The sequence below is a fragment of the Streptosporangium sp. H16 genome (assembly GCF_051918855.1).
Classification (GTDB): Bacteria; Actinomycetota; Actinomycetes; order Streptosporangiales; family Streptosporangiaceae; genus Streptosporangium.
On sequence record NZ_JBPXMD010000009.1, the window covers coordinates 33,922 to 48,855 of the forward strand.

Genomic DNA, 14,934 nt, shown 5'->3' on the forward strand with positions numbered 1-14,934 from the left:
GGGCGGCGGCGGTCACCGCCCTCCCCGCCCTCCGTGTCAGCGGGGATAGACCTCCAGCTCATAGAGGGAGTAGCCGTACGACGTGCCGCGCGTGACGCCCTGCATGCGGACGTAGCGGGCACTGGTCGGGGCGAACCTCACGTTGTCCACCCCGCCGTTTCCTGTGGTGGTGGAGTGGACGGTGGTCCAGGTGGAGCCGTCGGCCGAGGTCTGGATCGAGTACGCGGCCCCGTAGGCCGCCTCCCAGCGCAGCAGGACCCTGGAGACGGTCGTGGCCGTCCCGAGGTCGACCTGGAGATACTGGTTGTCGCTGGAGGAGCTCGACCAGCGGGTGGTGGGGTCGCCGTCGACCGCCCTGCTCGCCGGGTAGAACAGCTGGGTGCTCGACGCCCTGGCGCTCTTGCCCTCCGCCACGTTGGCGATCGCCTCGCCCCGGTGGGCGGGGAACGACACGACCTGCTGGTAGGTCGGCCGGTTCTGCCAGGAGATCAGCGAGTGCGTGATCCCGCCGAGCGGTGAGTGCTCGACGGCGTCGGAGCACCACTGGTCGCCCGCCGAGCACACGTTGTCTGCCGGGTAGGTCGTGGTCGCGGGCTCGGCGAGCGCCGCCGCCAGGCTCTCCAGCAGCACGGTACGGCAGCCGGCCACCGTGCCGTTCCCGCAGTACCTGGCGGGCAGCGGCCCGGAGACCGGGTCGCCGAGCACGCTCCTGACGTCCTTGCTCACGTAGCCCCACCAGCCGTACTGGAACGCCGACCCCTTGTGCGCCTGGGCCTCGTTCGCGGAGGTGGGCAGGGTGGACAGGTCGCCCTGCTGGTGTCCGGAGGGTGACTCGTTGATCTGGATGGCGTTGACCACCGACTGGTAGAGGCCGTCGCCCAGCCCGGGCCTGAACTGCGCGCGGACGAGCTTGGGCCACCACGCGTCGAACGCGCGGATCGCCTCGGCGTGGGCGTACGCCTTGCTGCCCTGCGAGGTCTCCAGCCTCCGCGAGCCCGCCGACGTCCAGGCCGACAGCTTGGCGACCGCCGAGGCGAGGGCCGGGTCGGTCACCGCCGCGCTGTTGATCACCCGGAGCAGGTCGGGCAGGACCTTCTTGCCGCGCAGGTCGGTCACGGCGGCGTCGGCCATGATCTTCGTGGTGCCCGCCCGGTCGAGCTTGCCGCCTCCCGACAGGGCCGCCTTGATCGGGGCGTCCAGCAGGTCGGCCCGGTGAACCGGCCCGAAGCTGAAGTTGCCGTCCGCGGCGCCGTAGTCCTTGGCCTGCTTGTTGTTCCAGCTGACGAAGTAGTCCTGGTTCACCGCCTGCGGGTGGGTGGCGGGGGCCGTGTAGGTCGCGGTGTTGGCGGCCGGGTCGTAGCCCGCCCACTCGTGGGCCGCGTCGGCCGTCATCGGCAGGTTCGGGTCGGACACCGCGGACCTGACCGGGGTGTTGCCCGACATGAAGTACGCCGAGTCCCTGGAGTTGACGTAGAACCAGTTGAACGCGAAGCCGATGGTGGAGGCCGAGTTCGTGAACGCCGCCGGGTCGCCCATCTGGGCCGGGTCGTTGAACATCTGGAAGCCGATCGCCGAGTCGACCTCGTGGTGGTACGTCGACCGCAGCGTGGTGAAGGCGGTGGGCTGCCCGCCGACGGTGCCGCGCCAGCTCACCAGGCCGTACTTCGTGCGCTGGATGACGAGGTCGTAGGAGCCGCGCGCGGTGGAGTCGGCCACGGTTGGCTTCCACGAGTTGGTCTTCCTCAGCGTCTCCATCTCCGTGCAGACGCCCCGGTAGAGGTAGTGGTTGGACGCCGCGGTGACCGCGCCGCCGCCGGGCTCGCAGAGCTGGAGGGCGTAGGTGTCGGTGAGGTCCTGGCCGCTGGAGGTCGCGCTCCAGGCGTAGTCGGTGCCCCGGCCGAGCAGCACGTAGAGGTTGAGCCCGGCGAAGGCGGCGCCGCGCGCCCGGATGCCGGGTCCGGAGAGCTCCTGCAGCATGAGCAGCTGGGGGGCGAAGTAGCCCGTCTGCGGGCCGAACACCGCGACCGGGTTCCCGGTCGACGACTTGGCCGCCGAGACCACCACGGCGTTGGACATGCCGGGCTTGGAGTTGTCGACGAGCAGTCCGTCGAGCACGCCCTCCTCGGCCGTGGCCGAGGAGGTGGCGGCCGAGGTGGCGGAGCCGGTCTCGTTCGCGGTGATGTCGACGGGCGCCGTCGACGGGTCGGGGAGGACGACCCCGGTGGCTCCGGCGGGCGCGTCGCCGAACGGGAAGCTCTGGCCGTCGTGCAGGGTGAGCGTCGTCTCCGGGTCGTTCTGCGCCCGGAACGCCGCCCAGACCTGGTCGCCGGCCGCCGTGCCGTACTTGGCGCGGGCCGCGACCCGCACCAGCGCGGACTGCATCTCCGCCCCGCCGCCGCCGCCGAACAGGCCGCCGATCACGCCGGAGATCGCGACGAGGTCGGTCATGGTGAAGTCCACCGGACTGCCCGCGTTGGTGATCGCGTCGAGGTGCCCGGTCAGGACGTACTCGCCGGGGCAGTTGCGGTCCGCCATGCAACGGTCGATGTAGGCGTTGACACCGGCGATGTAGTTCTGCACGTCGGTGTAGAGCTGCGCGCCCCGGGGGCCGGAGTCCCTGACCCTGTTGATCTGCGCCTGGAGGTCCGCCTCGGTGTAGGGGGAGTTGCGCCACGCGCTCTGCTCCAGCGCCCGGTTGCCCGGCGCGCCGCCGGCGAACGGGGTGAGCTCGCCGCGGCCCACGTGCCGCATCAGGTCCATCACCCACAGGCGGTCCTGCGCGCCCGCGTACCCGGCGCCGAACATCGTGCCCTCGCGGGTCGTCCCGGTGATGTGCGGGACACCGGTCGCCCTGTCGCGGACGATCGTCACGTCCGATCGCGGGCTCGTGGTGCTCTCCACCTGTCCCGCGGGGACGCCGAACGAGGCGTCGTTGAAGAAGTCGGCGATCTGGTCGTTGGTCAGGCCGGTGTAGCCGGACAGGAGGTTCGCGTACCTGCCGAGCTGGTCGTCGCTGTGTCTCGGCTTGGTGCCCAGGGTCTGGTGGGCGAGGATCCCGGCCAGGGTGGCGTTGCCGTTCTGCCCCGGGGGCAGGATGTCGGAGCACTCGCCGAGGCAGTAGTCGTCGGGAGGGAGAACGGCCGCCGCCGTGGTTCTGGACGCGGTTTCGGACACGGTTTCGGACGCGGTGGCGGATGCGGGCACGACGGGGGATGCCAGTGCGAGGACCAGCGACAACCCGGAGGCCATCGTGATCACCCGCCGGAGACGTGCATGCATTAGGAGGGTCCCCTAAACATGAGGCGTACTCGGATGGTGAGAGGAACATACGTTCCGCCCAACACCGAATCAATGGCCGCTGTGATAATCGCCCGTACCACTTGTGACTCGTTGTCAGAGGGGCCGGTCGACCCTCTCGTGGAGCCGGGAGGCCGGGGTCAGGTCCGCACAACCGACGGCGGTCCCGGAGCGGGAAACCTCCCACGCGGCCCACACCGTCTTGCCGTCTCCCTCGGCTTCGACGGGAACGACACCTCAGCGGCCGGATCTCGGCGACGCTGCGGGCATGCCGTCCCCGAGTTAATGTCCCACGAGCCGCTGCCGAGGCCGGACCTCCCACGGCTCAGTGTGGCTCCGGGTCCAGACAGGTCCCGGTCTCGTGCGCCTGGTCCGGCGGTGGGGGGTCGACGAGCACATCGCTGCCCCAGTCGGTGAAGTCGACCTCGATCACGGTGCTCTCGGGCTGGTCGTTCTCAGCCATGGGGTAGGTCGAGGTGAGGTGCACCCGACGGGGAAGCCGGTCCGGTCCGACCCACAACCGCCAGGAGACCTGCGGCAAGTCGCGCCACTCGCGCAACCGGGCGACGACCACGGGGTCGTCATGCAAAGTCGCGTCGCCGAACTCTCCCAGCGAGCCGCTCCCGGCGTGCACGACGGTGGCGACTCCGTCGATGGCCTCCCCTGACGAGGGGACCGGGGCCGCCAGTTTTCGCAGCACCTCGGGTGAGACGAGGTCGCGTACGCCGAGTGAGCCGATGGCGCGCGACAACTGCTCGCACTCGGAGCTGCGGCTGTGAAGCCAGGACTTGCCCGCGGGAACGTCCTGCCAGTCAGCCCGGTGTCTGTAGGTGCCGGAGCCCGCGATCGTGATCGTCCTGGTCGTCATGAAGGACAGGTCGGTCGGGACAACGCTTTTCAGCTCATCGGGGACGTTGGTCCGGTAGTAGGTCGTGGTCAGGTCGGAGGCGGTCGCGCCGAGGACGCCGGTGGTACGGCTCTCGCTGTATTCGCCGATGTCGACCGGCACGACGAAGTCGTCCTCCGCCGGAGGGGTGAACACTCTCTCGCCGTAGTCCAGGCGGACGAGCCTGGCGACCTTCACACCGGTCGAGCCCTTCATCCGCTGGGTCACCGCCTCGGCGGGCGTTCCCGCCGCGACCGCCTCGCCGCCTCCGCAGCCGGCCGTCAGGGCAAGCATCAAGACGACCGTCGCGATCCTCGGTAAAACCACCCGGTGATCATAAGGGCTGCCTGGCGAGACCTCTCCCCGCACACCTGCGCGGCAGCGCGGCATACGCCCCGGCCACTGCGGCTCCGACGGGACCAGCTGTCACGCCGAGCGTCTTGGACAGGAAGGCCCGTCGGCCCGAGGTTTCCATGTCGGCGCGCCGATGCCCGTCTTCCGCCGCAGGGACCTCTCGAGAAGCCCGGCCCAGCGCTGGTTACCGCCATATGTGACCGATTCGGCGACCTACACACACCCCGACCCCCTCTGTCCGGGTAACGGGGGGTCAATGCGGTGATCGCCTCATCTCGCTGCCAGAACGTGAAAGACTCTCTAAGATCACTCCCAGACAAATGTGGGAAAGTCTGGAGAAACCGTGGATGATCAGGCTTCGCCGGCCGGGGTTGACCCGAGTGTGCCCAACGTCGCCCGGATGTACGACTACTACCTGGACGGCAAGGACAACTTCGCCGCCGACCGGGCCGCGGCCGAGCAGATTCTGAAGCTCTTCCCCGACACCCGCGACTCCGCGCGGGAGAACCGGGCGTTCCTCGCACGTGCCGTACGCCATCTGGTCGAATCGGGTGTCCGGCAGATCGTGGACCTGGGCTCCGGGTTGCCCACGCGGGGCAACACGCACGAGATCGCGCACGAGAGCGCGCCCGACACCAGCGTGGTCTACGTGGACTACGACCCCGTCGTGTGCGCGCACAGCCGGGCGATCCTGGGGAAGGGCGACAACGTCACCGTCGTGCAGGCCGACGTGCGTGACCCGGAGACGCTGCTGGCCGAGCTTCGCGAGCACGTCGACCTCGACCGGCCCGTGGCGTTCCTGCTGCTCGCCATCCTGCACTTCGTCCCGGAAGAGAACCCCGACGGCGCGGGCGCCTACCAGATCGTCGAGCGGCTGCGCGAGGCGAGCGCGCCGGGCAGCTACCTCGTTCTCAGCCACGCGATCGACCCCAGCGCCGACAGCACGCCGGAGGCGCTGGAGGTCTACAAGCGGGCCACCGAGGCGCTGAACCTGCGCACGCGCGAGGAGATCGCCCGCTTCTTCGACGGCTACGAGCTGGCCGAGCCCGGCCTGGCGTTCCCCCAGGACTGGCGCCCCGTCGATCCGCCCCTGATCGGAAAGCGGAACACCTCGATCGGCTACGTCGGGGTGGGCCGCAAGCTCTGACCGTCACGCCCTCCCGGCACGTGTGACGTGCCGGGAGGGCGAACGGGGCCGCGTGGGCGCGATGGTGTCAGCCCTTGACCGCGCCCGAGGTGAGCCCCTCCACGATGTAGCGGCGCGCGAAGGAGAACAGCACGAGCGTCGGGATGACCGAGACCACCGTCGCGGCCGCCATCGGGCCCCAGTCGATGTCGTACTGCGTGATGAACGAGTTCATCGCGACCGGGATGGTCTTGGTCTCCTCGCTGTCGATGAAGGCGATCGCCAGGAAGAGCTCGTTCCAGCACTGCACGAAGCCGAAGATGAAGGTGGCGGCGATCCCGGGCAGCATGACGGGCACCACCACGCGCACCATCGCCGCCAGCCGTGAGCAGCCGTCGACCATGGCCGCCTCCTCCAGCGCGGCGGGAACCCGTTCGTAGAAGCCGCGCATAATGATCGTCGAGAACGGGACGAGCATCGCGACGTAGACGAGCATCAGCCCGCTCAGCCGGTTGAGCAGGTCGAACCCGGACATCATCAGGTACAGCGGGCCCAGCGCGATGAACAGCGGGATCATCTGGGTGACCAGGTAGGCGAGCATGAGCGCCCCGCGCCCCGGGAAGTGGAAGCGCGCCAGCACGTAGCCGCCCAGCACCCCGGTCGCGGTGACCACCGCGGCCGAGACCAGCGAGACGATCAGGCTGTTGCCGAGATACGTCCCGAACGAGGCGAAGGAGAAGAGCTCGCGGTAGTGGTCCAGCGTGGCGCTGCCGGGGAGATAGCGCAGCGGCACCGCGAAGATCTCCGAGGTGGGCTTCAGCGAGGTGATCAGGATCCAGTAGAGCGGGAAGACGGTGATCAGCAGCCAGACGCCGAGGACCACGGCCTTCGCGATCCGGGCGGCCAGCGGGGCCGGGCGGTTCACGGGTCAGTCCCTCGCCTTCTCGAACCGGGTGGCGTTGAGGTAGAAGATGCTGAACGAGAGCAGGAGCCCGAGGACGAAGATCCCCACCGCGCCGGCCTTGCCGTAGTCGCCGTTCTGCACCTGCTCGATGAGGTAGGTCGTGGCGATGTGCGTGCTTCCCGCGGGACCGCCGCCGGTCATCGAGTAGATGAGGTCGGGAAAGTTGAGGATCCAGATGACCCGCAGCAGGACGATGAGCACCAGCGTGGTCCGGATCGCCGGCAGCGTCACGTGGCGGAACTGCCGGAAGCGGGAGGCGCCGTCGACGTCCGCCGCCTCGTACAGCTCGCGGGGCACCGACTGGAGCGCCGCGATGATCATGATGGCGAAGAACGTCACGCCGTACCAGACGTTGGCGATGATGATCGAGGCCATCGCCCAGCCGGGCGAGGAGAGGAAGGGGATCGGCTCGTCGGCCAGGCCGGTTTTGATCAGCAGGTCGTTGACGACGCCGAACTCGCCGTTGAACATCCAGCGCCACAGCAGGCCGATGAGGAAGCCCGACATGGCCCAGGGGAAGAAGACCCACGCCTGGTAGAGCCCGCGACCCCGGAAGTGTCTGCGCAGCAGCAGGGCGAGGCCGAAGCCGAGCACGAGCTGGAACACCACGGACACGGCCACCCAGATGCCGGTGTTGGCCAGCGCGGTCCAGAACTGGTCGTCGCCGAGGACGGCGCGGAAGTTCTCCAGCCCGACGAACGGCGTGGAGGTCAGGTCGAACAGGTTGTAGCGCTGGAACGCGAGCACGCCGCCCCGGATCATCGGGTAGTACGTGAACACCGCGACGAACACGACCCCGGGCAGCAGGCAGAGCGCGATGAAGCGGGCCCGCCTGGCGTCGAAGACGGGCCGGGCCGCGCCGCCGGTGCCGCCGGTGACCCGCCCGCGCGACCCCGCCTTCCCGACCACCGTCACGAGGTCTTCTTCGTCGCCTGGTCCGTCCAGAACGCGTCCCAGGCGGCCAGGACGTCCGCGGCCGTCTTGCCGCCGGTCAGCAGGGACTGGATGTCCTTGTCGGCGGCCTGCTGCCACTCGCTCCAGCCCGGGTAGTCGACCGGCCGGATCGTGATCACCTGCTTGTCGTCCTGCTGGGCGTCCAGGTACGCCTTCCAGGCTCCCTGGGAGAACTCGGGGTCCTGCTCGGCGGCCTTGGCGATCGGGATGAGCGAGTTGCCCTTGGCGAACTTGATGCTCTGCGCGCTCTCGCTGAGGAACTGGACGAGCTTGGTCGCCTCGTTCCTGTACGTGCTGAAGGACGTCACGCCCCAGCCGGCGTACCCGACGGGCTGCAGCGCGTACCCGCCAGGGCCCTTCGGGATCGGCGCGGCGCTCCACCCGTCCTTGGGCACGCCGCTCTCCTGGATCGTCTTGATCACTTCGGGGTCCTGGATGAGCATGCCGGTGACGTTGGAGGTGAAGCCCTGCACCATCTCCGGGAAGCTCCACGAGACCGAGTCGGCGGGGGACGCCTCCTTGAACAGCCGGACGAACAGGTCCATGGCCTGCGCGGCCTCCGGCGTGGACCAGATCGTCTTGCCGTCCTTGAGGAAGAACGACTTCTCCGGGTCCACCTTGTCGCCGTTGAAGGCACTGACGATCAGGACGGCGTAGTCGAAGCCGCCCTTGCCGCCGCGGAAGGAGTATCCGTAGCGGCGCTTGCCCTTGTCGGTGAGCCGCTTGGCGGTGTCGTGCACCTCCTGCCAGGTGGCGGGCGGCTGTGCGACGCCGGCCTCGCGCAGCCAGTCCGAGCGGTAGAAGAGCACCTTCTCGTAGAAGCCGTAGGGAATGAGGTACGGCTTGCCGCCCACCTCGACGGCCTTCTTCTGGGCGAGCTCGGTCAGCTCGCCCCAGCCGGGCCAGCCCTGCGTCGGGAGCTCGGCCAGCCAGCCGTTGTTGGAGAACGACTTGGCGGTGTGGTCTCGGACCTCCAGGACGTCCACGCCCTTCCTGGTCTGCAGCACCTGGGTGATCTTCTGGTCGGCGCTCTCCAGGGGCGGCGAGATCAGCTCGACCTTGACCCCCGGGTTCTGCCGCTCGAAGTCGGTGATCAGGCTCCTGAGGAGCTTGGTGCGGTCCGGGCTGGTCAGGCTCTCGATCATGCGCAGCCTGACCGTGCCCGCGGCGTCGTCGGCGCCGCAGGCGGCCAGTGTCATGGTCAGCACGCCGACCATCAGGGCGGCGAACCTGGGGGGTGTCTTCATGGTCTCCCCAACGGGGTTGGCTCAACGGAGGGCAGTGCCTTTGACAGCGCTGTCACAACTCTGGATGACGGGGATGCTACGGAGCCCTCAGTGGTCCGTCAAGACTTCTCCAGGGCGTTCGCGAGATCGGCGATCAGCGTGGCGGGGTCCTCCAGCCCCACCGAGAGGCGGACCAGACCCACCGGGATCTCCATGGTCGCGCGCACGGAGTCCAGCGTGGTGAGCGCCGGCGCGTTGACCAGGCTCTCGTAGCCGCCCCACGACACGCCGATGCGGAAGTGGCGCAGCGCGTCCACGAAGCGACCCACCTCGGCGACGTCCTCGGTGTCCAACTCGACGCTGAAGACGCTGGAGAAGCCCGTCATCTGGGTGCTCGCGAGCTCGTGCCCCGGATGGCCCGGCAGGCCCGGGTGGTTGACCGCCCGGACCGCGGGGTGCTTGACCAGGAACTCCGCCACCCGCAGCCCGCGTTCCTGGTGTGCCGCCATGCGGATCGGCAGGGTCCGCAGCCCCTTGATCGCCTTGCTCGCCTCGTGGGCCGACAGCGCGGCGCCGTACAGCTGGTACTCGGTCAGCGCCAGCGGCCTGACCAGGCGCGCGGGACCCGCCACGACGCCGCCGACGAGGTCGCTGTGGCCGCCGATGTACTTGGACAGCGAGTGCACGACCAGGTCGACCCCCATCGTGAGGGGCTTTTGGAAGATCGGCGTCGCCCAGGTGTTGTCCATCACGGTGGTCAGGCCGCGGCCGCGCGCCCACTCGGCGAAGGCGCGGATGTCGATGACCCCGTAGCGCATGTACGAGGGTGACTCCAGGTAGAGCATCCTGCTTTTCGGCTTGACAGCGCTATCAAGAGCGGCAGGATTATCGGTGTGCACCGTCGTATGCGACACCCCGAACTTCTCCAGATAGCGGAGGAACTGGGTGGTCGGACCGTAGACCGCCCCGAGCACGATCACGTGGTCGCCCGCGGAGACCAGCGAGGAGATCGTCGCGGCGATGGCGCCCATGCCGGAGCCGAAACACTTGGCCCGCTCCGCCCGCTCCAGCGCGGCGAGCTTGCGCTGGAGCAGGTCCACCGTGGGATTGGTGCCGCGCGAGTAGACGTAGTTCTCGTCCTCGGCCGCGAGGCTCTGCGACAGCGCCCCCGCCGTGGGAAAGGTGAACAGGGAGCTCTCGAAGACCGGCGGGTTGACCGCGCCGAGCATCCAGGGCTCGTCCTCGCCGTACCGGCTGCAGATCCAGTTGTCGTCGATGTGTTCGTACATGACTGCGCAAGGTACAACATGTTCCGGAAGATCAGCTCGACCAGTCCGGGAAAAGGGTGGGAATGAGCCCTCGCAGGACCACGATGGCCGACGTCGCGCGCCACGCGGGAGTCAGCCTCAAGACGGTCTCCCGGGTGGTGAACCAGGAGCCCCACGTACGGCAGGACGTGGTGCGACGCGTCCAGGACGCGATCACGACGCTGGGGTTCCGGCGCAACGAGGCCGCCAGCCGGCTGGCTCGGGGCGGCTCGGTCCTCACCCTGGGTCTGGTGATCGAGAACATCTCCAACGAGTTCTACTCGCGGCTCGCCAAGGCCGTGGAGTCGGCCGCCTCGGCGCACGAGGCCCTGGTGGTTTTCGGCAGCTACGAGGAGCGGGCCGACCGCGAGGTAATGATCATCGAGACGATGTACGGGCGAGGCGTGGACGCCATGGTCATCGTCCCGACCGCCGGTGACCACTCCTGGCTGGCGGAGTACGTCGCGAGCGGGCTCACCGCGGTCTTCGTCGACCGCGTGCCCGAGGGGATGGCGGAGGTGGACACCGTGCTCCTCGACGCCGGCGCGGGCGGCCGGATCGCCACCGAGCACCTGCTCGCGTACGGCCACCGGCGGATCGCCCTGATCTCGGACAACGACCCGTTGAGCTCGGTGCACGCCCGGGCCGAGGGGCACCGCGCGGCGCTGCGCGCGGCCGGGGTCGCCGCGGACCCGGCGCTGTGCGTGACCGGCGTGTTCGACCCCTGGCGGGTGGAGCAGGAGGTGCGGCGGCTGCTCGCGCTGTCCGACCCGCCGACCGCGTTCTTCGCGACCAACAACCGTGCCGCGCTCGGCCTCGTCCAGGCCCTGCGCGACCATCCGGGTCCCCGCCCGGCCTTCGTCGGCTTCGACGACTTCGAGATGGCGGGGGTCTTCAACCCGGGGATCACCGTGGTCCGCTACGACGTCGGCCGTCTCGGCAGCGCGGCGGTGGAGCTCCTGCTCGACCGGCTGCGGGATCCCGCGCGCCCGAGGCAGCGGGTGACCGTGCCGGTCGAGCTCGTCGTCCGCGGTTCGGGAGAGCTGCCGCCACCGAGGTGACGCCCGCGCGGGCCCGGCGGACCAGCCGGGGACGATCAGCGCAGGGCCGGCACCGACTCGACGAGGGTGACGAGGCCGCGCTCGTCGAGGAGGTTGACGGGGCGGACCGTCTCGTTGAGCAGGACGTAGTGAAAGGCCGCGCTCACCCGGTCCAGGGGGACGGCGGCCAGGTGGGACCAGGCCAGCCGGTAGGCGGCGAGCTGGACGGCGGCGGCGGCCTCGGCCTTCTTCCCGTTGGGGCGGCGGCCGGTCTTCCAGTCGACGACCTCGTAGCGGTCGTCGGAAATCTGGAAGACCGCGTCCATCCGGCCGCGGACCACCCGGTCGGCGATCATGGTCTCGAAGGGGACCTCGACGTCGAACGGTTCCCTGCCCGCCCACTCGCTCTCCTCGAAGCGGGCGCGCAGCTCGTCGAGGTGGGCGTCGGGCTCCTCGAAGTCGTCGGAAGCGCCGGGCAGCTCGAACTCGTCCATCAGCCGCTGCTGGCCCCAGCGCCCCTCCAGCCAGCGGTGGAAGGAGGTGCCCCGGCGCGCCAGCGGGGCGGGCTTCTTGGGCACCGGGCGGCGGATCTGCCGGGCCAGCGCCTTGGCGTCGGAGGCCAGGGTGACGAGGGAGGACACGGTCAGGTGGGTGGGCAGCTCCACCCGGCCGCCACCGCGCCGCCGGTTCAGCTCCCGCTCCCTGAGCAGGAGCTCGATGTCGCGCTCCCACGCCTTCGCGCGCTCCCTGTCCCACCCCCGCAGGTCGGCCGTCGGCACCGGCCGCCGCTCGGGCGGCTCCCCGGCCTCGGCCTCGAACCCGGCCCAGGGCTCGGACTCGGCTTCGGTTCCGGATTCGGTTTCAGCCTCGGGCTCGGGCTCGGGCTCGAGCTCGGTTTCGGGTTCCGTATCCGCCGCCGCCGGCTCGGACCGGTCCTCCAGGTCGTCCGGGAAGGACTCGTCCCACGGGTCACCGGGGAAAGGCACGCTCTCGTCGTCCGGGAAGGGCACGTCCGCCTCCTCCGGGAAAGCCTCCGGGGCCTCGAGGTCCTCCGGGAAGGGGACATCCTCGTACGCGGACGCGGGACCGGCCCCGGACCCGCTGCCGGTCGCGGGAGCCGCGCCCCCCGCCAATGCGGCGAGGGCCGCCTCGACCATGGTGGCGCCGTCGAGGACCGCCGCGTAGCGGACGTCCTCCGGGGCGATCGGCCATACGGACTCGGCGGGCTCGGCGAGGAGCGGGTTGGTGGCCCCCTCCTCCGCCTCCGGAGCCCAGAAGGCCACCCGTCCGCAGGTCTCGCGGATCTCCACCAGGAAGTCGGACGGCTCCAGCGGCTTGGCCGCGGTGCCCCAGCGGTAGCCGGAGGCGATCAGGAGGTAGTGGGCGCGGGTGACGGCGACGTACGCCAGGCGGCGCTCCTCCAGCAGGTCGCGGTCGCGGCAGCGCTCGTCGAAGTCGGCCAGCTCCTCCTTGGCGAGCCCGGCCAGCTCCGGCAGGTCCGAGGCGTCGCCGCGCAGCGGGTAGGGCAGCTTGCGGGGGTTCTCCGTCCACTTCGGGCTGGTCGTGGCGCGGGCGGGGAACATGGTGCCGACGGTGAGCGTCCCGGCCTTGGACAGCGCCTGGGACAGGCCGGGCACCACGACGACCGGCCACTCCAGGCCCTTGGAGGCGTGCACGGTCATCAGCTTCACGCTGTTGCTCTCGCCCACCCGCCCGGCGTCCAGCCCGTTCTCCTCCTCGTCGGCCGCCTTCAGGAACGCCAGGAACGCGCCCAGCGTCGGGTCCTCGGAGTCGCCGGCGAACCGGGCCGCGGCGTCCAGGAAGGCGTCGAGGTCGGCGCGGGCGGCGAACGGGCCGACGGCGGTCCCCCTGGCCGCCACCTCGATGTCCAGGCCGAGCGTGCGCTCGATCTCCAGGATCAGGTCGGGCAGCGGCTGGCCGGTGTGGGCGCGCAGGACGCGCAGCTCCTGGGCCATCGCCACCAGCCTCACCGCGGCCAGGGGGGAGAACAGATCCTGCCACGCCGGGCGGTCGGGCAGCTCGTCGAGGGCGTCGACCAGGCTGCCGCGCTCCTCGGCCATGTCCGCCACGACCTGGTCCAGCGGGTCGGCCACCGGCGAGGAGCCCTCGCGGGTCTCCCGGTTCAGCTCGCGGGCCCGCTCGCCCAGCTCCTTGAGGTCGGCGGGGCCGATCCGCCAGCGCGGACCGGACAGCAGCCGCACCAGGGCGTCCCCGGCGCTCGGGTCGTAGATCACCCGCAGGGTGGAGACGATGTCGGCCACCTCGGGCACGGTGAGCAGGCCGCCCAGACCGACGATCTCGACCGGGATGCCGCGCGCCTCCAGCGCCCTGCGCAGCGCGGGGAACTGCGAGCGCTTGCGCGCCAGGATCGCCACGTCGTGCGGCTGGAGACACTGCGGGCCGCCCCAGGCGCTCTGCTTGGCCCTCTTGCGCTCGCCCTCGCCCCAGGGCATGCCGTCGGGCGCGCTCTCCGCGCCCAGCACCCTGGCGATCCCCGAGGCGATCCACTCCGCCTCGTCGTCGGCGGTCTCGTGGAAGGCGCACACCACCCGGCCGCGATCGACCCGGTTGCCGCCGGGCACCAGGACCGGTACCTCCCTGGCCTCCATCCGCAGCGGCAGCTGGAGCCGGGCGGCGACGTCCAGCACGGCGTCGCCGTTGCGGAAGCTGACCGACAGGCGGTTGATCGGGGCGAGCTCTCCGGAGGCGGTCCTGAAGTCGCGGGGGAAGCGGGTCAGGTTGCCCGCGGAGGCTCCGCGCCAGCCGTAGATGGACTGGCAGGGGTCGCCCACGGCCGTCACCGGGTGGCCTCCGCCGAACAGGGCGCGCAGCAGGACGAGCTGGGCGTGGCTGGTGTCCTGGTACTCGTCCAGGAGGACCACGGCGAACCGCCCGCGCTCGATCTCGCCGACGTCGGCGTGCTTGGCGGCGATCCTGGCCGCCAGCGCCATCTGGTCGCCGTGGTCGACGACCTCCCTGCTCCGCTTGAGCCGGTCGTACGCCTCGACCAGCGGCAGCAGCTGCTCCCTGGCCCGCTGGACGGCCAGCGGCCTGCGCTGGTCCTTGACCGGCGTGCCGGGCAGCGCGGCGTACCGGCCGGCGAGCCAGGCGCCGACGTCGCGCACGTCCTGCGGGGTGCGCAGGTGCTCGGCCAGCTCCCCGGCCAGCTCGAGCACCGCCCGCGTGACGGTCGCCGGGCTCCACTCGACCTGCTCCATCGGCCCGTCGTACGCGCTGACCACCCGGCCGGCGAGCTGCCAGGAGACGGCAGGGGACACCAGGCGCATGGTCGGCTCCAGCGCCTCGCGCAGGGCGTGGTCGGTGACCAGGCGGGCCGCGTAGGCGTGGTAGGTCGAGATGGTCGGCTCGCCCTCCATCAGGTCGGCGGGCACCTGCTTGGTCTCGACCAGGCCGTTGAGCCGCTCGCGCACGCGCGCGGCCAGCTCTCCGGCGGCCTTCCTGGTGAAGGTCAGGCCGAGCACCTGCTCGGGGCGGACCAGGCCGTTGGCGACCAGCCAGACGACGCGCCCGGCCATGGTCTCGCTCTTGCCCGACCCGGCTCCGGCCATCACCACCATCGGTTCGAGACCGGCCTCGATCACGGCGGCCTGTTCGGGGGTCGGCGGCAGGATGCCCAGCTTGGCGGCCAGCTGGACCGGGCTCAGCACGTGGCGCCCCCGTGACGGGCCGCGCGACGCGAGCCCGAACCTCCCGTACGCGCGACACGGCCGGGCGCGGGCGGCGGGCCTCCCGCACGCG

9 protein-coding genes are annotated in these 14,934 nt (G+C 70.7%); 2 read left to right on the forward strand and 7 right to left on the reverse strand.

Features of this window, described 5'->3' with window-relative positions; genetic code table 11:
* Window positions 1–36: 36 nt before the first annotated feature.
* Together ACTOQ2_RS16965 and ACTOQ2_RS16970 are read right to left on the reverse strand one after the other, a co-directional pair.
* Window positions 37–3,279, reverse strand: a complete 3,243-nt coding sequence (locus tag ACTOQ2_RS16965; protein ID WP_440100505.1) for a penicillin acylase family protein — start codon at window positions 3,277–3,279, stop codon at window positions 37–39.
* 343 nt (window positions 3,280–3,622) lie between these two features.
* Window positions 3,623–4,477 (reverse strand): hypothetical protein, encoded by an 855-nt coding sequence (locus tag ACTOQ2_RS16970; protein WP_440100506.1) that lies wholly within the window; start codon window positions 4,475–4,477, stop codon window positions 3,623–3,625.
* Window positions 4,478–4,880: 403 nt separating this feature from the next.
* Here ACTOQ2_RS16970 and ACTOQ2_RS16975 point away from each other — a divergent pair, with 403 nt between their 5' ends.
* Entirely contained in the window at window positions 4,881–5,684 is an 804-nt protein-coding gene (locus ACTOQ2_RS16975; protein WP_440100507.1) for an SAM-dependent methyltransferase, read from the forward strand.
* A gap of 67 nt (window positions 5,685–5,751) precedes the next feature.
* Here the strand turns inward: ACTOQ2_RS16975 and ACTOQ2_RS16980 are convergent, their stop codons facing one another.
* The 4 genes from ACTOQ2_RS16980 to ACTOQ2_RS16995 all read right to left on the reverse strand — a co-directional run bounded on the left by ACTOQ2_RS16980 (window position 5,752) and on the right by ACTOQ2_RS16995 (window position 10,096).
* The gene (locus ACTOQ2_RS16980) at window positions 5,752–6,588 is read right to left on the reverse strand and encodes a carbohydrate ABC transporter permease (protein ID WP_440100508.1); all 837 of its coding nucleotides are present in this window, start codon (window positions 6,586–6,588) and stop codon (window positions 5,752–5,754) included.
* Window positions 6,589–6,591: 3 nt separating this feature from the next.
* Complete coding sequence (locus ACTOQ2_RS16985; protein WP_440100509.1) at window positions 6,592–7,542, reverse strand: carbohydrate ABC transporter permease; 951 nt, start codon at window positions 7,540–7,542, stop codon at window positions 6,592–6,594.
* Window positions 7,539–8,828, reverse strand: coding sequence for an ABC transporter substrate-binding protein (locus tag ACTOQ2_RS16990; protein ID WP_440100510.1), 1,290 nt, complete (start codon window positions 8,826–8,828; stop codon window positions 7,539–7,541). The genes ACTOQ2_RS16985 and ACTOQ2_RS16990 overlap by 4 nt, the downstream gene beginning before the upstream one ends.
* 98 nt (window positions 8,829–8,926) lie before the next feature.
* Window positions 8,927–10,096 carry a trans-sulfuration enzyme family protein gene (locus tag ACTOQ2_RS16995; RefSeq protein WP_440100511.1) on the reverse strand — a complete coding sequence of 390 codons (1,170 nt, stop codon included), beginning with the start codon at window positions 10,094–10,096 and terminating at the stop codon, window positions 8,927–8,929.
* A 62-nt stretch (window positions 10,097–10,158) separates the two neighbouring features.
* On the opposite strand from ACTOQ2_RS16995, the gene ACTOQ2_RS17000 reads away from it, so the two are divergent.
* Window positions 10,159–11,175 carry a LacI family DNA-binding transcriptional regulator gene (locus ACTOQ2_RS17000; RefSeq protein ID WP_440100512.1) on the forward strand — a complete coding sequence of 339 codons (1,017 nt, stop codon included), beginning with the start codon at window positions 10,159–10,161 and terminating at the stop codon, window positions 11,173–11,175.
* A gap of 35 nt (window positions 11,176–11,210) precedes the next feature.
* Here ACTOQ2_RS17000 and ACTOQ2_RS17005 read toward each other — a convergent pair whose 3' ends face one another.
* A complete protein-coding gene (locus ACTOQ2_RS17005) occupies window positions 11,211–14,843 on the reverse strand; it encodes a UvrD-helicase domain-containing protein (RefSeq protein WP_440100513.1) in 3,633 nt (1,210 codons plus the stop codon).
* Window positions 14,844–14,934 lie beyond the last annotated feature (91 nt).

Excerpts from the sequence above, each read along its gene's own strand:
- ACTOQ2_RS16990 (WP_440100510.1), bottom strand. The coding sequence starts at position 8,828 with ATGAAGACACCCCCCAGGTTCGCCGCCCTGATGGTCGGCGTGCTGACC.
- ACTOQ2_RS17000 (WP_440100512.1), top strand. The coding sequence starts at position 10,159 with ATGAGCCCTCGCAGGACCACGATGGCCGACGTCGCGCGCCACGCGGGA.
- ACTOQ2_RS16965 (WP_440100505.1), bottom strand. The coding sequence starts at position 3,279 with ATGCATGCACGTCTCCGGCGGGTGATCACGATGGCCTCCGGGTTGTCG.
- ACTOQ2_RS16995 (WP_440100511.1), bottom strand. The coding sequence starts at position 10,096 with ATGTACGAACACATCGACGACAACTGGATCTGCAGCCGGTACGGCGAG.
- ACTOQ2_RS16970 (WP_440100506.1), bottom strand. The coding sequence starts at position 4,477 with ATGCTTGCCCTGACGGCCGGCTGCGGAGGCGGCGAGGCGGTCGCGGCG.